The sequence below is a fragment of the Holdemanella hominis genome (assembly GCF_014306155.1).
Lineage (GTDB): Bacteria > Bacillota_I > Bacilli_A > Erysipelotrichales > Erysipelotrichaceae > Holdemanella > Holdemanella hominis.
In genome coordinates this window covers 1-22,453 of sequence record NZ_JACRWH010000004.1, presented here as the reverse complement: position 1 = coordinate 22,453, position 22,453 = coordinate 1, and the positions used below count along the sequence as shown (strand labels likewise).

At 35.0% G+C, this 22,453-nt stretch carries 19 protein-coding genes and 1 rRNA gene; 17 read left to right on the top strand and 3 right to left on the bottom strand.

Going from position 1 to position 22,453, the window contains the following annotated elements:
* Positions 1 to 6: 6 nt before the first annotated feature.
* The 3 genes from atpE to H8911_RS02070 all read right to left on the bottom strand — a co-directional run bounded on the left by atpE (position 7) and on the right by H8911_RS02070 (position 1,554).
* Complete coding sequence (gene atpE / locus H8911_RS02080; RefSeq protein ID WP_040466409.1) at positions 7 to 228, bottom strand: ATP synthase F0 subunit C; 222 nt, start codon at positions 226 to 228, stop codon at positions 7 to 9.
* 17 nt (positions 229 to 245) lie between these two features.
* Positions 246 to 929: a F0F1 ATP synthase subunit A gene (locus tag H8911_RS02075; RefSeq protein ID WP_186998559.1), complete on the bottom strand. Its 684-nt coding sequence runs from the start codon at positions 927 to 929 to the stop codon at positions 246 to 248.
* A 271-nt stretch (positions 930 to 1,200) separates the two neighbouring features.
* A complete protein-coding gene (locus tag H8911_RS02070; RefSeq protein ID WP_040466407.1) occupies positions 1,201 to 1,554 on the bottom strand; it encodes an ArsR/SmtB family transcription factor in 354 nt (117 codons plus the stop codon).
* 140 nt (positions 1,555 to 1,694) lie between these two features.
* Here H8911_RS02070 and H8911_RS02065 point away from each other — a divergent pair, with 140 nt between their 5' ends.
* The 17 genes from H8911_RS02065 to H8911_RS01985 all read left to right on the top strand — a co-directional run.
* Entirely contained in the window at positions 1,695 to 1,913 is a 219-nt protein-coding gene (locus H8911_RS02065) for a cation transporter (RefSeq protein ID WP_117925762.1), read from the top strand.
* 90 nt (positions 1,914 to 2,003) lie between these two features.
* On the top strand, positions 2,004 to 3,872 hold the full coding sequence (locus H8911_RS02060; protein WP_186998558.1) for a heavy metal translocating P-type ATPase: 1,869 nt from the start codon (positions 2,004 to 2,006) through the stop codon (positions 3,870 to 3,872).
* A gap of 87 nt (positions 3,873 to 3,959) precedes the next feature.
* Entirely contained in the window at positions 3,960 to 4,829 is an 870-nt protein-coding gene (locus H8911_RS02055) for a phosphoribosylaminoimidazolesuccinocarboxamide synthase (RefSeq protein WP_117925765.1), read from the top strand.
* A 189-nt stretch (positions 4,830 to 5,018) separates the two neighbouring features.
* On the top strand, positions 5,019 to 5,651 hold the full coding sequence (gene tmk, locus H8911_RS02050) for a dTMP kinase (RefSeq protein ID WP_117925767.1): 633 nt from the start codon (positions 5,019 to 5,021) through the stop codon (positions 5,649 to 5,651).
* Positions 5,644 to 6,558 carry a DNA polymerase III subunit gene (locus H8911_RS02045; RefSeq protein ID WP_186998557.1) on the top strand — a complete coding sequence of 305 codons (915 nt, stop codon included), beginning with the start codon at positions 5,644 to 5,646 and terminating at the stop codon, positions 6,556 to 6,558. Before tmk ends, H8911_RS02045 begins: the two co-directional genes overlap by 8 nt.
* Positions 6,558 to 7,391 (top strand): regulatory iron-sulfur-containing complex subunit RicT, encoded by an 834-nt coding sequence (gene ricT / locus H8911_RS02040; protein WP_186998556.1) that lies wholly within the window; start codon positions 6,558 to 6,560, stop codon positions 7,389 to 7,391. The genes H8911_RS02045 and ricT overlap by 1 nt, the downstream gene beginning before the upstream one ends.
* Complete coding sequence (gene rsmI, locus H8911_RS02035) at positions 7,384 to 8,229, top strand: 16S rRNA (cytidine(1402)-2'-O)-methyltransferase (protein WP_117925774.1); 846 nt, start codon at positions 7,384 to 7,386, stop codon at positions 8,227 to 8,229. The genes ricT and rsmI overlap by 8 nt, the downstream gene beginning before the upstream one ends.
* 115 nt (positions 8,230 to 8,344) lie before the next feature.
* Complete coding sequence (locus H8911_RS02030) at positions 8,345 to 10,027, top strand: ABC transporter substrate-binding protein (protein WP_186998555.1); 1,683 nt, start codon at positions 8,345 to 8,347, stop codon at positions 10,025 to 10,027.
* Positions 10,028 to 10,468: 441 nt separating this feature from the next.
* Positions 10,469 to 12,127, top strand: a complete 1,659-nt coding sequence (locus tag H8911_RS02025; RefSeq protein WP_186998554.1) for an ABC transporter substrate-binding protein — start codon at positions 10,469 to 10,471, stop codon at positions 12,125 to 12,127.
* A 326-nt stretch (positions 12,128 to 12,453) separates the two neighbouring features.
* On the top strand, positions 12,454 to 12,942 hold the full coding sequence (gene purE, locus H8911_RS02020) for a 5-(carboxyamino)imidazole ribonucleotide mutase (protein ID WP_117926472.1): 489 nt from the start codon (positions 12,454 to 12,456) through the stop codon (positions 12,940 to 12,942).
* A 10-nt stretch (positions 12,943 to 12,952) separates the two neighbouring features.
* Positions 12,953 to 16,654 carry a phosphoribosylformylglycinamidine synthase gene (locus tag H8911_RS02015; protein ID WP_186998553.1) on the top strand — a complete coding sequence of 1,234 codons (3,702 nt, stop codon included), beginning with the start codon at positions 12,953 to 12,955 and terminating at the stop codon, positions 16,652 to 16,654.
* A 1-nt stretch (position 16,655) separates the two neighbouring features.
* Positions 16,656 to 18,035: an amidophosphoribosyltransferase gene (purF, locus tag H8911_RS02010; RefSeq protein WP_117926474.1), complete on the top strand. Its 1,380-nt coding sequence runs from the start codon at positions 16,656 to 16,658 to the stop codon at positions 18,033 to 18,035.
* A gap of 3 nt (positions 18,036 to 18,038) precedes the next feature.
* Positions 18,039 to 19,070 carry a phosphoribosylformylglycinamidine cyclo-ligase gene (gene purM / locus H8911_RS02005; RefSeq protein WP_186998552.1) on the top strand — a complete coding sequence of 344 codons (1,032 nt, stop codon included), beginning with the start codon at positions 18,039 to 18,041 and terminating at the stop codon, positions 19,068 to 19,070.
* A complete protein-coding gene (gene purN / locus H8911_RS02000; RefSeq protein ID WP_117926476.1) occupies positions 19,064 to 19,645 on the top strand; it encodes a phosphoribosylglycinamide formyltransferase in 582 nt (193 codons plus the stop codon). Before purM ends, purN begins: the two co-directional genes overlap by 7 nt.
* Positions 19,645 to 21,177 carry a bifunctional phosphoribosylaminoimidazolecarboxamide formyltransferase/IMP cyclohydrolase gene (gene purH, locus H8911_RS01995; RefSeq protein WP_117926477.1) on the top strand — a complete coding sequence of 511 codons (1,533 nt, stop codon included), beginning with the start codon at positions 19,645 to 19,647 and terminating at the stop codon, positions 21,175 to 21,177. Before purN ends, purH begins: the two co-directional genes overlap by 1 nt.
* 51 nt (positions 21,178 to 21,228) lie before the next feature.
* A complete protein-coding gene (locus H8911_RS01990; RefSeq protein WP_186998551.1) occupies positions 21,229 to 22,131 on the top strand; it encodes a serine hydrolase in 903 nt (300 codons plus the stop codon).
* 237 nt (positions 22,132 to 22,368) lie between these two features.
* Positions 22,369 to 22,453: ribosomal RNA gene (locus tag H8911_RS01985) — 16S ribosomal RNA — on the top strand; the annotation flags it as partial.

Sequence of the window (22,453 nt, the reverse complement as noted above, 5' to 3'; positions counted from 1 at the left end):
TCCCACCTATTTCACCATTAAGATGATTAAAATACCTAATACAAATCCGTAGATGGCTGTTGCTTCAGCTAAAGCTGCACCAATTAATAAGGTGCTACGAATTTTTCCGTGAGCTTCTGGCTGTTGAGCGATGGCTTTTACGGCACTGCTTGTCGCAAAACCAATACCTAATCCTCCACCAATAACGGCAAGTGCTGCCATTCCAACTCCGATTGCTGTTAAACTCATTTTTATTTCCTCCTAATTTATTCTGTTTCTGTCGCTTCTGCGATAAATAGTGATGTTAAAAAGACGAATACATAAGCTTGAATGAATCCATCAAAGAAATCAAAGTACAAGCTAAATACAGTAGGTATAAAGACGGGAACGACCATTTTGATCATTTCCATTATGACGAAGGCACCAATGACATTGCCGAATAGACGCATACATAGAGATAAAGGACGTGTAAATATCTCAAGGATATTGATGGGTGTAACTACAGCGACAGGTTGAGTAAAGCTTTTGATCCAGCCTTTCAATCCTTTTGTTCGTATACCACTAACTTCAATTAATACAATACTCATAAGTGCTAAGGCGATAGTGACATTCATATCTTTGGTTGGGGGTTTCATACCAAATATGCCAATGATATTCGCAAGTCCTATATATAATAGGATGGTCGAAATGTATGTAGAATATTCTTTGGCATTTTCACCAAGCATGGATATCGTAAAATCATCTAGCCATATGACAATACTTTCCGCTACAATTTGTTTTTTGCCTGGATTATGAACTTTGAGTCCTCGAGTTAACCAAGCAGAAAGTAAAACAAGTATAGCCATGACAACCCACGTGATGACAACCGATTCACTAATCGCAAAGGGACCGATAGTAAACGCAGTGTCGACGTTTAACTGGTCGAGTAGTTCTTTTGTGAACTCTTCCATAGCTCCTCCTTTCAAAATAATAAAAAAACGACAGAAATAATCCGTGAATTTACGAATTAAGACAAAATTCGTTTTTCTATAAGAAGGTATTTTAGTTCTCATAATTTCAAAATTCAAGTCTTTTTATCAATGTAAACGTTATCTGTTTTATATGACAAATTTTTGTATGTTTTGCATATATGATACATATGTCTCAATTACATAATCGACTTTGTTTTGCGTTTGAATTTTAGAAAAAAGGGCATAAAAAAAGGAAGAATCGATCTTCCTCTTAATGTTCCTTTGTATGATCAAAAGCCATGCCTAGAATGGTTTCAATATGTTCATCATCTAATGAATAGTAGACTGTCTTTCCTTCTTTTCTAGATTTGATGAGTTTAGAAAGGCGTAGTGCCTTTAATTGATGTGATACGGCAGATTTCGTCATATCGAGTACGTTGGCTAAATCTGATACGCACATTTCGCTTTGTTGAAGGGATAATAAAAGCTGAAGGCGTGTACTATCGCCCATGACTTTAAAGAAATCTGATAGGTTCATAATTTCATCAAAGGCCGGCATGTTTTCTTTTACTTCTTGTACTAATTCTGTGTTTTTAGGCTTGCAGTCACAATGTGTACCAATCATATGTTCTCCTTTTTTATTTATTATAGTTGAATGATTGAACAATTGTCAAAAAGTTATTGACATCATGTATGAATCCTATATAATGAAAGTGTAATAAAGTTGAATATATGATCAATTATTCAAGTGTGGAGGAAAATAATATGAAAAAGAGTTATAAGATTGATGTAGATTGCGCAAACTGTGCAAACAAAATGGAAGTAGCTGCTAATAGTACAGAAGGTGTTAAGAGTGCAGTTGTAAACTTCATGATGTTAAAGATGAATGTTGAATTTGAAGATGGAGTTCAACCTAAAGAAGTTATGGCTCGAGTTTTAGAAAATTGTAAAAAAGTTGAAGATGATTGCGAAATTTTCTTTTAATGAAAAGTAAGGTGCGAAAGCATCTCTATTTTTCAATTATTATAGTTGAATGATTGAACAATTAATATTTTTGGAGAGGTAGAGATAAGTATGAACAAGAAACAGAAGAAGATGTTAAAGCGAATTATTGTTGCGAGTATTCTTTTTATTATGATTAAGGTCGCAAAACTACCTGAATATATTGAAATTTCTTTGTTTCTAGTGGCCTATCTAGAAATTGGTTATGATATTCTTCTTAAGGCTTTTAAAGGAATTAGAAATCGTCAGGTATTTGATGAGAATTTTTTGATGGCTGTCGCAACAGTAGGCGCTATTGGTTTGAAATCTTTTGATGAAGCAACAGCTGTTATGTTGTTCTATCAGATTGGGGAATGGTTCCAGAGTTATGCGGTAGGTAAGAGTCGCAAAAACATTACGGAATTAATGGATATTCGTCCGGATTATGCCAATGTTGAAGATGAGGATGGAAATCTTGAACAGGTAGATCCAGATGAAGTTGAAATCGGTACAATCATTGTGGTTAAGCCTGGAGAAAAAGTAGCTATTGATGGAATTGTGGTTGAAGGAAGTTCTACTCTAAATACAGCGGCTTTAACAGGGGAAAGCTTGCCTAGAGAAGTCAGTGAAAATGATAAAGTAATCAGTGGCTGCATCAATATGACTGGCTTATTAAAAATTAAGACAACAAAAGAATTTGGGGAATCCACTGTATCAAAAATTTTGGATTTGGTTGAAAATGCGTCAAGTAAGAAATCTCGTTCAGAAGCGTTTATTTCACGTTTTGCGAGAATTTATACGCCAGTCGTATGTTATAGTGCTTTGGCATTGTTTTTACTTCCACCTGTATTCAATTTGATTATATCAAATCCTGCTGACTTTGGTACATGGCTATATCGTGCCTTAACATTCTTAGTTATTTCTTGTCCATGTGCATTGGTGATTAGTATTCCTTTGAGTTTCTTTGCCGGAATTGGTGGTGCCAGCAATCAGGGCGTTTTGGTTAAAGGATCCAACTATTTAGAGGCTTTGGCATCCTGTAAATATGTTGTATTTGATAAAACAGGTACAATGACACAAGGTGTATTTGAGGTGGCAGGCATTCATCATGCGACTATTCCAGAAGAGAAATTATTAGAGTATGCGGCAATGGCTGAAAGTTATTCGACGCATCCTATTTCTAAAAGTTTATTAAAGGCGTATGGGAATACAATCGATAAATCTCGTATTGAAAATGTAGAAGAAATAAGTGGTCATGGTGTTAAAGCTGTAATTGATGGAGTGCAAGTACTTGCAGGTAATGATAAATTAATGAAGATGTATAATATTCCTTATCAAGAATGCCATTCTGTAGGAACCATTGTACATATGGCTATTGATGGCAAATATGCAGGTCACATTGTGATTTCGGATATGTTGAAGCCACATGCCAAAGAGGCTATTGAAGCATTAAAGAAGGCTGGCATTAAACAAACAGTCATGTTGACTGGGGATGTAAAAAGTGTGGCAGATAAAGTGGCTTCTGAATTACATATTGATAAAGTGTATTCGGAATTGTTGCCTCAAGATAAGGTGAATAAAGTTGAAGAACTATTATCTTTAAAACAGCCAAAAGAAAATCTTGCCTTTGTTGGAGATGGAATCAATGATGCTCCTGTATTATCAAGAGCCGATATTGGTATTGCGATGGGTGCGTTAGGCAGTGATGCAGCCATTGAGGCGGCAGATATTGTTTTGATGGATGATGATCCATTAAAGATTTCTAAAGCCATTAAGATCGCAAAGAAGTGTATTCATATTGTATATGAGAATATTTATTTTGCGATTGGTATTAAACTCGTTTGTTTGATTTTAGGTGCCATTGGTATTGCGAATATGTGGCTTGCGATTTTTGCGGACGTTGGCGTTATGATCATTGCCGTATTAAATGCGATTCGTGCATTAAATGTTAAAAATTTGTAAGGAAATCTTAGGATTTCCTTATTTTGATATTGTGTTAAATTTGTTTTAGTTGTATCTTTGTCTTGTACGCAGAAAAGGAGATTCGAGATGCAGGAATTAAAACCAATTAAAGAAGGAAAAGTACGTGAGATTTACGACAATAAAGACAACCTTATTATGGTTGCGACAGATCGTATCAGTTGTTTTGATGTAATTCTAAACAATGAGGTGACAAAAAAAGGAACTGTTTTAACGCAGATGTCAAAATTCTGGTTTGATTACACAAGAGATATCTTACCAAACCACATGATTAGTGTGGATACAAAGGATATGCCGGAATATTTCCAACAAGAAAAATTTGAAGGAAAATCAATGTTATGCCGTAAATTGAACATGCTTCCAATCGAATGTATTGTTCGTGGTTACATCACAGGTAGTGGATGGGCTAGCTACCAAGAAACAGGAAAGGTTTGTGGTATTGAACTTCCAGAAGGATTACAAGAATCACAAAAACTTCCAGAACCAATTTATACACCTAGTACAAAGGCTGAAATTGGTGATCATGATGAAAACATTTCTTTTGAACAAAGTATTGCGCACTTAGAAAAACACTTCCCAGGACATGGTGAAGAATATGCAACTAAGATCAAAGATTGTACAATCGCTTTATATAAAAAATGTGCTGAATATGCTTTAAGCAAAGGGATTATTATTGCGGATACAAAATTTGAATTTGGTTTAGACGAAAATGGTAATATCGTTATTGGCGATGAAATGTTAACTCCTGATAGTTCTCGTTTCTGGCCTGCAGATGGATATGAAGCGGGTCATTCGCAACCATCATTTGACAAACAATTTGCGCGTGACTGGCTAAAGGCAAATCCAGGTAATGACTGGACACTTCCTCAAGAGATTGTGGATAAGACTATTGAAAAATATCTTCAAGCTTACACAATGTTGACAGGAAAAACATTATAATTAAGAAATACCCATAAGTTGAATTCTTATGGGTATTTTTTTGAAAACTGTATTTTTTGATGTCTGAATATAGTTGAAAACCGTAAAATATGATATTAATAATCACTTGAAAACCGAAGAACGCTATGTTTAAATGAGAAATAGATATTAGAAAATAATAATTATTGAATATATATGGTGAGGAAAAATATGAAACAAGGTGTATTTATAACATTTGAAGGAAATGATGGATCAGGAAAAACAACCGTATGTAAAGCGGTACAAGAAGAATTGATCAAAATGGGATACGACTGCATTTATACTCGTGAGCCAGGCGGAAGCAAGATTGCTGAATCCATTCGTAATATATTATTAGATGTAAACAATACAGAAATGGATGATCGTACAGAAGCATTATTATATGCGGCAAGTCGTAGACAACATTTAAAAGAAGTTGTTCTTCCAGCATTGGAAAATAAGAAGATCGTATTGTGTGATCGCTTCATTGATTCAAGTTTGGCATACCAAGGAATTGCACGAGGAATAGGTTTAAAAGAAGTATGGGATATCAATCAGTTTGCGATTGATGGATGTATGCCTGAAAAGACTCTATTTTTATCCGTTAGTGTAGAAACGGGTAAAAAACGTATGAATCTTCGTGGCGATTTGAATCGTTTGGACCAAGAAGAAAGTTCATTCCATAAAGCTGTGCGTCAAGGCTATGAAACATTAGTATCCATGTATCCAGAGCGTATTGAAGTGATTGATGCCGAGCCTTGTAAGGAAGAGGTTTTAAAAAGTGCCATGGAATGTGTCTTAAAGGTAATCAAAGAATATGAATAAAGAGTATCTAAAAAAGGCACAGCCAATCGTTTATCAGACATTGTCAAATGCTTTAAAAAATAAAAAAGTTGCGAATGCCTATTTATTTCACGGACCAAAAGGTTCAAGTAAATTAGAAACAGCCCTCTTATTTGCCCAAAGTATTGTGTGCGAACATACAGATTTTGATGGTTTTGCGTGTCAAGAATGTGAAAGCTGTAAGCGGATAGAGAATGAAGAATCTTTAGATTACATGATTATATCGAATGATCGTATTAAAAAGAAAGATATAGTGGATTTACAGGCATTTTTTGAATCAACGAGTGCAGGAAAACAAAATGCCAGAATCTATATTCTAGATCATTATGATAAGGCTACGCCAGATGCTTCAAATAGCTTGTTGAAGTTTTTAGAGGAGCCAAGTGAAGGGATTTATGGTATATTAATTGCGGATGAAAAATCCAATGTATTACCGACTATTCAATCTAGATGTCAGGCTATTTGTTTTAAGCCGGAAAGCTGTGAACACTTGTTGCTTGAAAATACAAGTGAAGAAAACGCAAAGATGTTGGCTGAATCTGGATATACGTATGATAAGGCTATTGAATTGTTGTCTTTGCCTGATTTTGAAGAGTTAAAACAAGTTGCACTTGAATATATTGAGCAGGCATCTTCTTTTGCACAAATTGAAAAGATGCAGACAAGTGTATTTGTGAGTAAGTCTGAACGCATGAATAAGGATTGGATACAATTGTGGATTCAATGGGTTTTATTCTATGTAAAAAATGATAGGGTAAATTTACCTTTAGAAAAAAAAGTAAAACTATATTCGATTTTGATTGAGAATATGGATATGTTATATCGACCAGTCGATTTAGGTTTATTTATGGATAAGCTTTATTATGATATTAGGAAGGCTGTGATTTAGTGAATACAGAAGGAAAAGTAACATATAAATATATTGTTTATATTCAGTTTGAAGAATCAAAAAAAGCCTACACTTTCGGGTCAAATGTAAAATACTATACAAATGATATCGTTGTTGTAGAAACGGTACGTGGACAAGAATTAGGAAAGGTTTGTGTCCCTACCGTTGATTTTGATGCTTCCAAAGTAAAAGGAGATATCAAGCCGGTATTGCGTAAGGCAACACCCGAAGATATTAAGTGTAAAGAGGAAAATGTAGAAAGAGCTAAAGAAGCTATGAAGATTTGTCACGAGTGTGTCGCAAATTTGAAGTTGGATATGCATTTGATTAGTTCTGAATATACATTGGATCGTACAAAAGTTATTTTTACATATGTATCTGATGATCGTGTAGATTTTAGACAACTATTGAAAGATCTAGCACAACACTTACATTGTCGTATAGAATTAAGACAAGTGGGTCCAAGAAACAAGGCTAAAATTGTCGGTGGAATTGGAAACTGCGGTATGGAGTGCTGCTGCTCAAGATTCATGTCAGATTTTGATACGGTATCAATCAATATGGCTAAAAACCAGTTGTTGGCATTGAATATTCAAAAGTTGAGTGGACAGTGTGGAAAACTAATGTGTTGTTTACGTTTTGAAAATGAAGAATATACAAGAATGCGCAAGGATTTGCCAAAAATCAATTCAACTGTGGCATATAAAGACAAGAAGTATCGTATTTCAAGTATGAACGTTCTTCAAAAACAGGCTAAGTTAGAGAACAAAGAAGAAGTCTTGTTTGTGGATTTCAAAGAATTGTGGCCAGACAAGGAATTAATTAATGATTAGACAGAAGAGTTTTGAATCGGATGTTTCCACATTGTATTTGGTTCCTACACCTATTGGAAATTTGCAGGAAATGACACCTAGAGCTTTGGATATTTTAAAAGAAGTGAGTGTCATTGCAGCTGAGGATACGCGTAATACAAAAAAACTTTTAATGGCATATGGAATTGATACAATGTTGATGTCGCATCATGAACATAATCAACAGGTCAGTATTCCTAAAATCATTGAACGATTAGAAAATGGCGAAAATGTTGCGGTAGTTTCCGATGCAGGCTACCCTTTGGTTTCAGATCCAGGACAGAAATTAGTTCAAGAAACCATTTCGCATGGATTTAATGTAGTTTCTGTTTCAGGTGCCAACGCAGCTATGAATGCATTGGTTGCGAGTGGATTGAGTTGTTATCACTATTTGTTCTATGGCTTTTTAGACAATAAGAGTTCAAAAAGAAAGAAACAGCTAGAAGAAATCAAAACAATTCCTTATACAACTATTTTCTATGAAGCACCTCATCGTATTGAGGATACTTTACAAGATATGTTGGAAGTATTGGGAAATCGTCAAATGTGTTTAGCTAGAGAACTTACAAAAGTGCACGAAGAATATATTCGTGGAACGATTGAAGAAGTGTTAGAAGTAGCGGCTACTTGTAAAGGTGAAATGGTTATTGTCATGGATGGCTTTAAACAAGATGACGTTGTATTTGATATGTATACAGCCATTACGAAAGTGGATGAATATATTGAATCTGGAATGCGTACAAAAGAAGCTATTGGTTTAGTTGCTAAAGAAATGGCTTGCAAAAAGAATGAATTATATGAAGCTTATCATAAAAGATAGGCTTTTTTCTTTTATATAAAATAAATTATATTGTTACAGAAATTAAATGAAAAAGTAATTGAAATAGTTACAGAAAATATTATAATGATTTACATAAAAGAGAAGAGGAAGAATTATGAATAAGAGAAGTGTATGTGCCCTAGGCATGGCATTTGTACTTGCAGGATGTTCTGCAGGGGGATCAGGTTCTGGTAAAGAACAAACATTAACAGTTGGATTGTTTACAGAAATGAATGGAGATTTTTCTCCCATGTATTATCAAACGGTAAACGATTCGAATGTTGTTAACTTGGTATATCAAGGATTATTGGCATATGACAAGGATGCCAATTTAGTTCCAGAATTAGCAGAGGAACTGCCTACTATTAGTGATGATGGAACAACAATGACATTTAAATTGAAGAAAGGTGTTAAATTCAGTGATGGATCTAAATTTACTTCAAAAGATGTAAAGGCAACGTTTAGCGTTATGGCCGATCCAAGCTATACAGGACGTTTTTCAAGTAATGTTGATTTCTTAAATGGATATAGCGAATATCATGATGGAGATGCCAAAGATGTCTCAGGTATTGAAACACCGGATGATTATACCGTTGTATTCCGCATGTCTAAACCAAAAATCGATGCAGAATCGACTTTGGGAACACAAAAAATTTGTAGTGCAAAAACATTGAAGTATAAGAAGGGAAAAACTTCGAATGTTGAAAAGAACAATAGTAATCCTATTGGAACAGGTCCTTATAAATTAAAATCATTCTCTAAAACAGAGGGAGCTTCATTGGATCGAAATGAAAATTTTGAAGCCAAAGATGGAGAATATCAGATTTCTAAGATTATGATCAAGAAAACGGAGACTTCGACTGAAATCAAAGAATTAGAAAATGGAACTGTCGATTATATTCCAGATGTAGTAGATGCGAATAAAATCAACACAGTTGCCAAAGACAAAGATAAAGGTTTGACTATGGATTCGTATCCAAGTGATCGTGAAGACTTCTTGTTTATGAATACAGCTGCAGGTGCATGCCAAGATCAGGCTGTTCGTCAAGCTTTGGCTTATGGATTTGATCGTGAAGCCTATATCGCAAGCTATTATAAATTAGATGATAAAGATGCAAAATTGGCATATGTACCAGGCATGTTTGGTAACCCAGTATCTGGGGCAAATGGCGCTTATATTCGTGGTGAAGAAAAAGTAGATGGTGCTACTTACTATGATTATGATGTAGAAAAAGCTAAACAAATCTTAGATGATGTGGGATGGACTGTTGGTAGTGATGGTATTCGTGAAAAAAATGGTCAAAAATTAAGCATTAAGTTCTTGGCTACAAAAGAAAAAGATGCGATGGATACATTGATTCCTATGTTACAAAAACAATGGGGCGAACTTGGTGTCGACTTCAAGGCAAATACTGTAGAATTTAATACAGTTATTTCAACTGTAGGTGATGATTCAGCTGTTGGTGATTGGGATGTATCTTACTTAGGATTCTCTTATGGAAGTCCTGAAGATACAGGTGTTGATTACTTGATTCAATCGAAGGGTGTAAATAACTTCGCTCGTTTAAAAGATGATGAATTAGATTCATACTTAGCTGCAGGTGCTTATACAGCTGATAAAGAGGCTTCAGCTGCTGCTTACTTAAAGGCTTATGTTCGTCAAGCAGAACTATGTGCATACTTACCAACAGATGGTGTACAAACGTATTGTTTACGTAATAAGAAAGTAAAAGGTTTGAATACATCTTCTACATTTATTTGGTCACAATCAATGGCTACAGCTTATATTGACGATTAATACGAAAGGGATATGGAGACATATCTCTTTTTCTTGAAAAAAATGTAAATAACTTGAAAAAATGTTGAAAACAGATTTTATTTGGTGTATCCTATAGACAACCGATGCGAAAGAGATCAAACTAAGGACCGTATACAAAGAGATTCTAGTCAGGGTGGAAGCTAGATTATTACGACTTAGCAAATGGACTTTCAAGGGCAAGGTGAAAAGTGTTTCTGAGTAGCTGCGACGTGTTCCGTGCGTTAAATGGATCGAATGTGATGGCATTCTAGAGGTGGGTATAAGTATACCAATTCAGGTGGTACCGCAGATTATTTTGATATTCTGTCCTGTGTCAAATTTTTAATTTGATGCAGGATTTTTTATTTATAAGGAGAGTGATGAAAAGTGTTAGCTGACTGGTGGTGGTACAAAGAATAAATAATTAGGAGGTAAAAGAGAATGTATAAAAATTTATTAGCATGTGGAATGGCTTTGTTGATGTGTGGATGTAGCGCAAAAGCTGCAGGTAATGATCAAGTGTTGACAGTTGGGTTGAGTTCAGAAATGAATGGAACTTTTTCGCCCATGTATTACCAAACGACAAATGATTCTTATGTCGTTGATTTGGTTTATCAAGGGTTGTTGAAATACAACAAAAAAGGAGAGTTAGTTGCAGATTTGGCTAAGTCCTTACCTGAAATCAGTGAAGATGGCAAGACAATGACTTTTAAATTAAAGAAAGGCATCCATTTTAGTGATGGATCCAAGTTTACTTCAAAAGATGTGCAGACAACATTTACAATTATGGCCGATCCAAGCTATACAGGTCGTTTTGCGAACAACGTTGATTTTTTAGATGGTTATAGTGAATATCATGATGCAGATGCATCTAGCTTTACTGGAGTTGAAACACCAGATAATTATACAGTTGTTTTCCATTTGGATAAGCCTAGAATTGATGCGGTTTCTACACTTGGAACACAGAAGATTTGTAGTTCAGAATATTTAAATTATAAAAAAGGAAAAACAGAAAGTATTGAAAAGAAGAATGGTAAGCCAATTGGAACGGGCGCTTATGTGTTAAAGAAGTTTGAGAAGACAAGTGGAGCTAGTTTAGTTTCAAATTCAAAGTTTAAGACGAAAAAAGGAGAGTATCAAATTTCTAAGATTATGATTAAAAAGACTGATACTTCAACAGAAGTCAAAGAATTGGAAAATGGAACAGTGGACTATATTCCGGATGTGATTGAGGCAAATAAAATTAAATCTGTACAAAAAAATAAAAGTTTATCTGTTGATTCTTATCCGAGTGATCGTGAAAGTTTTATTATCTTTAACTCTTATGTGGGAGCTTGTAGTGATGTTGCGGTAAGAAAAGCCATCGGATATGGATTTAATGCGCAAGAATATATTGATAATTACTATCAAATTGATGGTATGGCTTATAAGCCTGGTACTTTTGGAAATCCTGTTTCTTTAAATAATGGAAAAATGATTCGTAATGAAGAAAAAGTAGATGGTGTCACTTATTATGATTATGATGTTGAAAAGGCAAACCAAATCTTAGAAGATGCAGGATATACATTGGCAGATGATGGATATCGTTATAAAGATGGTGAAAAATTAACGGTTCGTTTCTTGGCAAATAAAGATAAGGATTCTTTGGATTCTTTGATTCCGGTTTTACAGAAATGCTTAAATGCGATTGGAATTGATTTTAAAGCCAATACAGTTGAATTTAATACGGTCATAAATACTGTGCAGGATGATGCTCAAACAGATAGTTGGGATGCAACATATCTAGGTTTCTCTTATGGCTCACCAGACGATACAGGCATTAACTTTATTTTAAGAACAGGTGCTACAAATAACTTTGGTCGTTTGAGTGATGAACAACTAGATGCTTATCTAGATGCTGGTATGTATACATCCGATAATGATGTATCTAAAGAGAATTATCATAATGCTTTAGTTCGACAAAGTGAATTGTGTGGTTATTTACCTGTAGACTCTACTAAGACATATTGCTTAAGAAACAAGAATATCAAAGGAATGCATACAACATCTATTTATAATTGGGCTCAATCCATTGCGACGGCTTATATTGTGAATAAATAACATATGATGTATCCTAATGGATATTAGGGCAAAATATAGTCCTGTACTAACTTAATGTTGGTGCAGGATTTTCTTGTATGGGGAGAAATTTTATATATTTGATTTAAGAAAATATAAATTGTTTATGCCTAGAGCATAACTTTCATGAAATATAGGTTGTCATTTGAGTTGATTTTAGGTATTATAATATTGCAGAAGTGTTTTTCTGATTTTGGAGGTCTTACTTATGGTCTTAAGAAGATTTACCACAATTGATAGAGAAGAATTGCTTTTTTAAGCGCGCCTACTATAGGTGCGCTTTTTTTGTTTTGAAAGGAAGGTCATTTATGGAAACAAAGCGTGTTTTAATTGTGATGGGTTCTCGTTCAGACTTACCTAGTATGGAAGGCTGCATGAAACAATTAGACGATTTTCAAGTTGGCTATGAAGTTCGTGTGTTAAGTGCTCACCGTACGCCGGAAGCGGTTTTGGAATTGTCAAAAACAGCGTGTGAACGTGGAATTCAGGTTATTATTGCGGCAGCTGGAGGAGCAGCACATTTAGCTGGAGTTTTAGCTAGCTCTACACCGTTGCCAGTTATTGGAATCCCTATTCAGACATCTGCTTTAGGTGGATTGGATTCATTATTATCGACAGTACAAATGCCTCAAGGTGTTCCTGTTGCGACTGTCGCAATTGGAAAATCAGGGGCAAGAAACGCAGCTATTTTAGCTTGCCAGATGATTGGGCTAAATGATAAGTCATTACAGGATAAAATTGTTGCGTTTAAAAAAGAACAAGCACAAAAAGTATTAGAACAGTCAATTGTTGAATAAGGAGAAAGAAATGGATACTCGTATTTTTGTTCATAAAAAAGAACAGTTTCAAGTTGAAAGTGAATCGTTAGCTGCTGAATTAAGACAATCTTTATCTTTAAAAGAAAATTTTGGTCTTACAAAATACAATTTATATGATATTTTTGATGCCGACGAAAATGATATTGAATTATTGAAGAAAAATGTTTGTAGCGAAGTTGTTACAGATGATGTATATGATTCTGTAGATTTAACAGGTAAATCATATTTGGCATATGAATTTTTGCCAGGTCAATATGATCAAAGAGCAGACAGTGCAATGCAATGTTTGATGCTTTTGAACAACAAACAAACAGTACGTATTCATTCAGGGACTTTATTAGTGTTCGCAAACCCAGTAGATGAAGAAACACTTAATAAAATTACACATTATATTGTTAACCCTGTTGAAGCGCGCGTTAAAGACCTTTCTGTATTAGTAGATGATCAGGACGTTGAAGTAAAAGATGTTCCTGTATTAGAAGGATTTACAACAAAGACGAAAGAAGAATTAGATTCTTTACGTCAGACTTTAGGGTTGGCCATGTCTCAAGCGGACATTGAGCATGTTCAACGTTATTTTGAAAAGGAAGAAAAAAGAGATTGCACAATGACTGAACTTCGTGTTCTAGACACATATTGGTCAGATCACTGCCGTCATACTACTTTTGAAACTGTATTAGATGATGTACATTTCCATTTGGATACATTGTCAGATGAGTTACAGGCTTCTTATGATAAATATTTAAAATTACGTCAGGAAGTTCATGGAAATCGTAAAGAAAAAACATTGATGGACATGGCTACTATCGCCGGCAAGTATCTTCGTAAACAAGGTAAACTTGATGATATGGAGATTACCGATGAAATCAATGCTTGCAGTGTAGAAATTACAGTGGATGTAGATGGAAAAGATGAACAATGGTTGTTGATGTTTAAAAATGAAACACATAATCACCCAACAGAAATTGAACCATTTGGTGGAGCAAGTACATGTATTGGTGGAGCTATTCGTGATCCATTATCAGGACGTAGCTATGTATATCAAGCTATGCGTATTACGGGGGCTGGAGACATCACAAAATCAATTAGTGAAACATTAGAGCACAAATTGCCTCAATCTAAGATTTCAAAAACCGCTGCTCAAGGTTATTCAAGTTATGGTAACCAAATTGGTTTGGCAACTACATTTGTAGATGAAATTTATGATGATGGCTATGTTGCGAAACGTATGGAAGTTGGTGCTGTTGTAGGTGCGGCTCCTAAATCACATGTTAAACGTGAAAAACCAGAAGCTGGCGATATTATCGTTATGATTGGTGGAGCTACTGGTCGTGATGGAATCGGTGGAGCTACAGGTTCTAGTAAAGAACATAATGAAACAAGTTTGGAAAAATGTTCAAGTGAAGTTCAAAAGGGAAATGCCTTGATTGAACGTAAATTACAGCGTTTATTTAGAAATCCTACTTGTACAAAATTAATTAAAAAGGCGAATGACTTTGGAGCAGGTGGAGTTAGTGTTGCCGTAGGTGAACTTGCAGATGGATTGAATATCAACTTAGATGCAGTTCCAGTTAAATATCAAGGCTTAGATGGTACAGAATTAGCTATTAGTGAATCACAAGAGCGTATGGCTGTATGTATCGAGGCTAAGGATTTTGAAAAATTCAAAGAAGAAGCGTATAAAGAAAACTTAGAAGCTATCAAAGTTGCAGATGTAACAGATACAAATCGTTTAGTCATGAAATGGCGTGGGAAAACAATTGTTGATATGTCTCGTGCATTCTTGGATACGAACGGTGTTCGCCAGCACCAGATTGTTGATGTTTGCGAAAATGAATATGATGAACATCCATTTGATGCAGTAAACTCAGATTTAAATACAGTATTACAAGATGCGAATGTCGCAAGTCAAATTGGTTTGGCAGAAATGTTTGACGCTTCTATTGGTAAGAGTACAGTGTTGATGCCTTTTGGAGGTAAATATCAATTAACTCCTGAAGAAGGTTCTGTACAAAAATTGCCAGTGCATGGAATGACAAACACTTGTTCGGTTATGACATATGGATATGATCCAAAAGTATCTAAATATTCTCCATATTTAGGTGCTAGTTATTCAGTTGTTGAAGCATTAGCTCGTATCACAGCATTGGGTGCTGACTATAAGAAGTGTCGTTTATCAAATCAGGAATATTTTGAACGTTTAGGTGCCGATGCACAAAAATGGGGACAACCATTTGAAGCTTTATTAGGTTTGATTGATGCTCAATTGGCATTTGAAACACCAAGTATTGGTGGAAAAGACTCTATGAGTGGAACGTATAAAGATATTCATGTACCTCCAACAGTGATTACATTTGCGGTAACTACAGCTAAAACAGATGATATTGTTTCGGCTTCATTTAAAAATCCCGGAGACTATGTATATTTGGTAAAGCATACGCCAGTTAAAAATAATGTTCCAAATTATGAACAATTAAAAGAAAATTTTGAAACGGTTCATAAATTAATGCAAGAAAAGAAAATTGTTGCGGCAAGCACAATTAAATTTGGTGGTCTAGGTGCAACTATTGCGAAAATGGCATTTGGATCTAAAGTTGGTGTTGCGATCAGCACAGAAGAAGATGTATATGGATTCAATTTGGGTTCAATGATTGTGGAAGCTACAGAAAGCATTCAAGATGAACATTTAGAATTGATTGGTATTTTAAATGATGATTCTAAGATTGTATTAAATGATGAAACTGTTGAAATTGAAGATGCATTAAAGGCTTGGACAAAGCGTTATAGTGAAATTTATCCAATGATCGTGGATGAAGGAAAAGATACTTTAGAAACTCCATTAAATGATGCAGAAGTACCAATGTCTAAGGTTGTTGTGGAAAAACCAAAAGTAATTATTCCTATTTTCCCTGGACAAAACTGTGAATTTGATACAACAGCTAAGTTTGAACGTGCTGGTGCAGAAGTTAAACAAATTGTATTTAATAACTTAACTGTAGAAAACATTCAAAAGAGTATCGAAACTTTAGCCAAAGAAATTAGTACAGCACAAATCTTAATGATTGTTGGTGGATTTAGTAGTGGTGATGAACCAGATGGTTCAGGTAAATTTATTGCGAATGTATTAAGAAATCCAAAGATTGCACAAGCAATTGATACAATGCGTGCAAATGATGGTTTGATTTTAGGTATCTGTAATGGATTCCAGGCATTGATCAAATCTGGATTATTGCCTTATGGTGATATTGAAAAATTGGATGCGGAAAATCCAACATTATTTAGAAATAATATCAATCGTCACGTTTCTCATATTGCACGTACTCGTATTACAAGTAATGCTTCTCCTTGGCTTGCAGGTATGAAAGCTGGAAGCGTATATTCAGTTGCTGTTAGTCATGGTGAAGGTAAATTTGTTGCGAGTGAAGAAGTATTAAATAAATTGATTGAAAATGGTCAGGTTGCAACACAATATGTAAATGAAAAGGGTGTTCCAACAATGGATGGAAAAGACAACTTGAATGGTTCAAGTATGGCAATCGAAGGTATCTTCTCTGAAGATGGAAAAATCTTTGGTAAGATGGGTCACAGTGAGCGTTATGAAAAAGGCTTGTTCCAGAATATTGCTGGAAATAAAGACCAGGATATTTTCGCAAATGGTGTTCGTTACTTTACACATAAGCAGGTGAAGTAGAATGACGATGCAAAAGGTAGTTCAAGATTCTTCTGGGATCGTAGGCTTGTTCAATGTAGAACAAGCCGCCCAGAACATCTATTTAGCAATGCATGCCATTCAGCATCGTGGACAAGATGGTGTTGGTGTGGCTGTTAGTGATAGAGAAAATGTTGTTTGTAAAAAGGGATTAGGATTATTATCTGAGAATTTAAAACAAGATACATTAAATTCTTTGGAGGGTGATATTGCGATTGGTCAACTTCGTATGGCCACAAAAAATGATTCTCAATTAGAAAATGTTCAGCCGATTATGGTGCGTAGTCACCAAAGATATTTTGCGGTTGTATCAAGTGGGATGATCACGAATGCGATTTCTTTAAGAACGAAATTAGAAAATGAAGGATTGATCTTTCAAGGAACAAGTGATTCAGAATTATTAGCACATTTGATTCAGTTGAATCCAGGTTCTTTTGAAGAAAAAATTGCGAAAGCTTGTCGTATGATGAGTGGTGCTTATACATTCATGGTTGTCACAAAAGACAGTTTGTACGTAGTAAGAGATCCTCATGGTATTCGCTCTTTATATATTGCCAAGGTAGATGAAGGATATTGTATCAGTAGCGAAACTTGTTCGTTCCCAATTCTTGGTGGAGAATTTATTCGTGAAGTAAATCCAGGTGAATTGATTTGTTTCAATTGCGAAGGTATGAAGTCTAGTCAAATTATTGAAGAAGCAGAAACGAAGGCTTGTGCTTTAGAGTATGTATATTATTCTAGACCGGATAGCGTTCATAATGGTTTAACGGTTCATGAAGTAAGAAAACAATGTGGTTATTATTTAGCTAAAGAAGAGAATATTGAAGCGGATATCGTTGTTGGTGTTCCTGATTCAGCTTTAAGTGCAGCTGCAAGTTTTGCCAGAACATTGAATGTACCATATGAAACGGGATTGATTAAAAACCGTTATATTGGTTCTACATTTATTCGTCCGACAGAACAACAAAGAATGCAAGGTATGCGTGTTCGTTTAAATGCGATCAGTTCGGTTGTTAAAGATAAAAGAGTTTATTTAATAGATGATAGTGTTGTGAAAGGTTTTACATCACGTCGAATTTGTCAATTATTAAAAGAGGCAGGCGCAAAAGAAGTGCATTTACGTATAGCTTCGCCAATGTTGAGATATCCTTGTTTATATGGAGCGGACTCAACGGCACAAAAAGATTTGGCGGCATTTAACTATACAGTAGATGATATGGAACAATTGTTCCAGGTGGATTCATTGCGTTTCTTAAGTGTTGAAAACTTTAAAAAGTGTGTGCCTGAAACAAGCTGTTTAGCTTGTTGTACAGGTGAATATCCAGAAGATTTACAAGATTATAAAGATGAGGTAAAGGAGTAGAGTATGGCAGAACATTATGCAGCAGCAGGCGTTAGTTTAGAGGCAGGATATAAATCTGTTGAATTGATTAAGGAGCATGTTAAGAAAACAATGCGCCCAGAAGTGTTAGGAGGACTTGGAGGTTTCTCTGGCGCTTTCTCATTATCTAAAATTAAAGATATGGAAGAGCCTGTATTACTTTCTGGTACAGATGGTTGTGGTACAAAAGTTAAACTTGCGATGGTTATGAATAAGCATGATACAATTGGAATTGATGCCGTTGCGATGTGTGTGAATGATATCGCATGTGCAGGTGGAGAACCACTGTTCTTCTTGGATTACATCGCATGTGGAAAGAATGTTCCAGAAAAAATTGCGGACATTGTGAAGGGTGTGTCTGAAGGTTGTTTACAATCTGAAGCTGCTTTGATTGGTGGAGAAACTGCAGAACATCCAGGTTTAATGCCAGAAGAAGATTATGATTTAGCAGGTTTTGCCGTTGGTGTATGCGATAAAAAAGATATGATTACTGGTAAGGATCTAAATGTAGGAGATGTCTTGATTGGACTTCCTTCAACAGGTGTTCACAGTAATGGTTTCTCATTGGTTCGTAATGTATTTGATATTACAGAAGAATCATTAAATACATATTATGATGAATTAGGTAAAACTTTAGGAGAGGCATTATTGGCTCCTACAAAAATTTATGTAAAAGCATTAAAACATATTAAAGCATCGGGGATTACATTAAAAGCTTGCAGCCACATCACAGGTGGTGGATTCTACGAAAACGTACCTCGTATGTTAAAAGAGGGTATGGGTGTTGAAATTGATACAAAGGCATTCCCAAAACCTCCAATTTTTGATTTGATTCAAAAAAATGGAGATATTTCTATGAAAGAAATGTACAACGTATTTAATATGGGACTTGGCTTTGTGATGGCTGTAGATCCAGCAGATGTTGAAAAAGTTCAAGCTGCCTTAAATGAAATCAATGAACCTAGCTATGTGGTTGGTAAAGTAACTGAAACAGGGCAGGTAGATGTCCAATGGTAAATATTGCGGTATTTGCGAGTGGTTCAGGTACTAACTTTGAAACAATCTTGTCACATATTGAAGATGGTTCTTTACATGTGAATTGTGCATGTTTGATTGCGGATAAAGAAAATGCGTATGCTAGAGTTCGTGCGCATAATCATGGAGTAGAAGAGTTTTATTTTAATCCAAAGGGATATGATGGTAAAGCGGGTTATGAAGCGGCAATCTTAGAGGTATTAAAAGAAAAAAAGGTTGATTTGATTGTGTTAAGTGGATATATGCGTTTTATTGGACACACTTTATTGAGCGCTTATCCGAATCGTATCATCAATTTACATCCGGCTTATTTACCTGAATTTCCAGGAGCTCATAGTATTGCAGATGCGTATGAGGCAAAAGTAGCACAAACTGGAGTTACAGTTCATTTCGTAGACGAAGGTGTAGATACAGGTCCTATTATTCGTCAAGAAAGAGTAGCAATCGACCCATCTTGGGATCTTGAAACATTAGAATCGCATGTACATGCGATGGAATATGATTTGTTCTGGCAAGTCATTGAACAAGTCGCAAAAAGTATAGAGGAGGAAAAATAATGAAGCGAGCATTAGTAAGTGTATCCGATAAAACTGGTTTAGTTGAATTTGTACAAGGATTAGTAGATTGTGGATATGAAATCATTTCTACTGGAGGAACAAAAAAAGCTCTTGAGGCAGCTGGAATTCATCCAATTGGAATCAGTGATGTGACTGGTTTTCCAGAAATTATGGATGGTCGTGTGAAAACTTTACATCCAAAAGTTCATGGTGCATTACTTTGTGTTCGTTCAAACCCAGATCATGTACGTCAATTACAAGAATTAGGAATTGAGTATATTGATTTGGTTTGTGTGAATCTATATCCTTTTAAAGAAACTGTATTAAAACCAGGTGTAACACACGAAGAAATTATTGAAAATATTGATATTGGTGGTCCAAGTATGCTTCGTAGTGCTTCTAAAAACTATCAAAGCATTCCGGTTCTTTGTGATCCAAAAGATTATGATAAAGTTCTTGAAGAAATTAGAGAAAACCAAGAAACAACATTGGAAACGCGTGAGCGTTTAGCTGCAAAAGTATTCCGTCATACAGCTCGCTATGATGCGATGATCGCAGATTATTTAACGAAGAAAACACATGAAGAATTCCCAGAAAGTATGACAATTACTTTTGATAAGGTTCAAGACTTGCGTTATGGTGAAAATCCTCATCAAAAGGCTGCTTTCTATAAAGGAATGAATCCTCAATATTCTTTGGCAAATGCGACTCAGCTTCATGGTAAAGAATTGTCTTACAACAATATTCAGGATGGAAATGCGGCTATTGAAATCTTAAAAGATTTTGAAGGTCAATATGCAGCTGTAGGTGTAAAACACATGAATCCATGTGGAGTTGGTATTGGTGAAAATATTGAAGCGGCTTGGGATAAAGCTTATGAAGCTGATTCAATTTCGATTTTTGGTGGTATCGTAGCGTTGAACGCAAAGGTTGAAAAGGGATTAGCAGAAAAATTATCTAAGATTTTCTTGGAAATCATTATTGCGCCAGACTTCTCTGACGAAGCGTTGGAAATCTTAACTCGTAAGAAAAATATTCGATTAATGAAGTTAGATACTAGCTTATCTGTTTCAAGTGCGTTAAAATATACAAATGTTAATGATGGTCTATTGGTTCAAGAGATGGATCAGCATACAATTAATGAGGAAGATTTAACATGTGTGACAAACCGTAAACCTACAGAGGAAGAAATCAAACAATTGTTGTTTGGGTGGAAAGTTGTTAAGCATGTAAAATCAAATGCGATTGTCTTGGTAAAAGATGATATGACAATTGGCGTTGGTGCAGGACAAATGAACCGTGTTGGTGCAGCTAAGATTGCGATTGAACAGGCTGGTGAAAAGGCGAAAGGTTCTGTATTGGCAAGTGACGCTTTCTTCCCAATGCCAGATACAGTTCAAGAAGCTATCAAAGCGGGTGTGACTGCAATCATTCAGCCGGGTGGATCTATTAAGGATCAACTTTCAATTGATGAATGTAATGAACATGGCATCGCAATGGTATTTACAGGGGTTCGTCATTTTAAACATTAATATATAAAAGAGTCTGTATAGACTCTTTTTCATAGTTTGGAAGGGTCTATCATGGATAAGAAAAACAAAATTATTATTATTTCTCTATTATCTGCATTATTAATTGTACTATGTGTATTTGCGGTTGAAATGAAGAACACTGAGAAAAAGGCATATCAGGGGATATCTGAAATCGGAGAAGATCAAAATAAGGAAGTTGAAAATAAAGATAATAGTCAATTTGTTGATATGTCTTTGGCAAAAGATATAGAAGCGTATTTTCAAGAGAATGGTATTGATCATGAAAAAGAAGCATACTGTATCACAGATTTAGAACATAACATTAAATATAGTATGAATGAGAAGGATGAGTTTATTGCAGCGAGTATTTATAAATTACCATTGGCAATGCTATATTATGATAAAATAAATGAGGGTGAGTATACATTAGATTCAACATTTACATATAGTGGATATATGCATGAGGGTGCAGGGGTTATTAGTTCGAATTATGGTATCGGTAGTCAAGTTCCTTTAAGTGATCTTTTAAATGATTTAATAATATACTCTGATAATGATGCGGGTCATATTTTATATGAAAATCTTGGTGGCTGGAAAGAATATAAGGAAGCAATGACAAAATATACAAATTCTATCAGCGAGAATTATTATACAATGGATAATGTTACAACGGTTAATACAATGAATGATGTGGTGACATATTTATATGATCATAAAGAAGACTATAAAGTTTTGATTAAAAATATGGAAAAGGCAGAACCAGGTGAATATCTAGATAGGGATACACAATTGAGTATGCCTCAAAAGTATGGTATGTATGATTATGCTTTAAATAGTGTTGGTTTTGTAGAATGTAATACATCATATAGTATAGTTGTTTTAACGAGTTTAGGGGATAAAGGTGCCGATGTTATGGCAAATATCAATCGTATTGCTTATGAGCATTTTAAATAGAGTTGAAAGGCTCTATTTTTTGTTTTTAGGTGTAAGCGTATACAGTAAAAAATATGAAAAAAATTAAAAAACATTTGACGAAGCGAAAAGTATTTGGTAATATAGATGAGCACTGCTGAGGTGCAGATGATCTTTGAAAACTGAACAGGAAATAAAAATACAAACTAAAACGTCAATTTCGAAACAAACAAACAAACAATTGTAAAGAAAGATGTCAGAGACATCTAAGAGCTAAATCAAATGGAGAGTTTGATCCTGGCTCAGGATGAACGCTGGCGGCATGCCTAATACATGCAAGTCGAACGAGAGGAAGGAAAGCTTG

Excerpts from the sequence above, each read along its gene's own strand:
- H8911_RS02030 (WP_186998555.1), top strand. The coding sequence starts at position 8,345 with ATGAATAAGAGAAGTGTATGTGCCCTAGGCATGGCATTTGTACTTGCA.
- H8911_RS02070 (WP_040466407.1), bottom strand. The coding sequence starts at position 1,554 with ATGATTGGTACACATTGTGACTGCAAGCCTAAAAACACAGAATTAGTA.
- purH (WP_117926477.1), top strand. The coding sequence starts at position 19,645 with ATGAAGCGAGCATTAGTAAGTGTATCCGATAAAACTGGTTTAGTTGAA.
- H8911_RS02045 (WP_186998557.1), top strand. The coding sequence starts at position 5,644 with ATGAATAAAGAGTATCTAAAAAAGGCACAGCCAATCGTTTATCAGACA.
- purM (WP_186998552.1), top strand. The coding sequence starts at position 18,039 with ATGGCAGAACATTATGCAGCAGCAGGCGTTAGTTTAGAGGCAGGATAT.
- purF (WP_117926474.1), top strand. The coding sequence starts at position 16,656 with ATGACGATGCAAAAGGTAGTTCAAGATTCTTCTGGGATCGTAGGCTTG.
- H8911_RS02015 (WP_186998553.1), top strand. The coding sequence starts at position 12,953 with ATGGATACTCGTATTTTTGTTCATAAAAAAGAACAGTTTCAAGTTGAA.
- H8911_RS01990 (WP_186998551.1), top strand. The coding sequence starts at position 21,229 with ATGGATAAGAAAAACAAAATTATTATTATTTCTCTATTATCTGCATTA.
- purN (WP_117926476.1), top strand. The coding sequence starts at position 19,064 with ATGGTAAATATTGCGGTATTTGCGAGTGGTTCAGGTACTAACTTTGAA.
- tmk (WP_117925767.1), top strand. The coding sequence starts at position 5,019 with ATGAAACAAGGTGTATTTATAACATTTGAAGGAAATGATGGATCAGGA.
- H8911_RS02060 (WP_186998558.1), top strand. The coding sequence starts at position 2,004 with ATGAACAAGAAACAGAAGAAGATGTTAAAGCGAATTATTGTTGCGAGT.
- purE (WP_117926472.1), top strand. The coding sequence starts at position 12,454 with ATGGAAACAAAGCGTGTTTTAATTGTGATGGGTTCTCGTTCAGACTTA.
- H8911_RS02025 (WP_186998554.1), top strand. The coding sequence starts at position 10,469 with ATGTATAAAAATTTATTAGCATGTGGAATGGCTTTGTTGATGTGTGGA.
- rsmI (WP_117925774.1), top strand. The coding sequence starts at position 7,384 with ATGATTAGACAGAAGAGTTTTGAATCGGATGTTTCCACATTGTATTTG.
- atpE (WP_040466409.1), bottom strand. The coding sequence starts at position 228 with ATGAGTTTAACAGCAATCGGAGTTGGAATGGCAGCACTTGCCGTTATT.
- H8911_RS02065 (WP_117925762.1), top strand. The coding sequence starts at position 1,695 with ATGAAAAAGAGTTATAAGATTGATGTAGATTGCGCAAACTGTGCAAAC.
- H8911_RS02055 (WP_117925765.1), top strand. The coding sequence starts at position 3,960 with ATGCAGGAATTAAAACCAATTAAAGAAGGAAAAGTACGTGAGATTTAC.
- H8911_RS02075 (WP_186998559.1), bottom strand. The coding sequence starts at position 929 with ATGGAAGAGTTCACAAAAGAACTACTCGACCAGTTAAACGTCGACACT.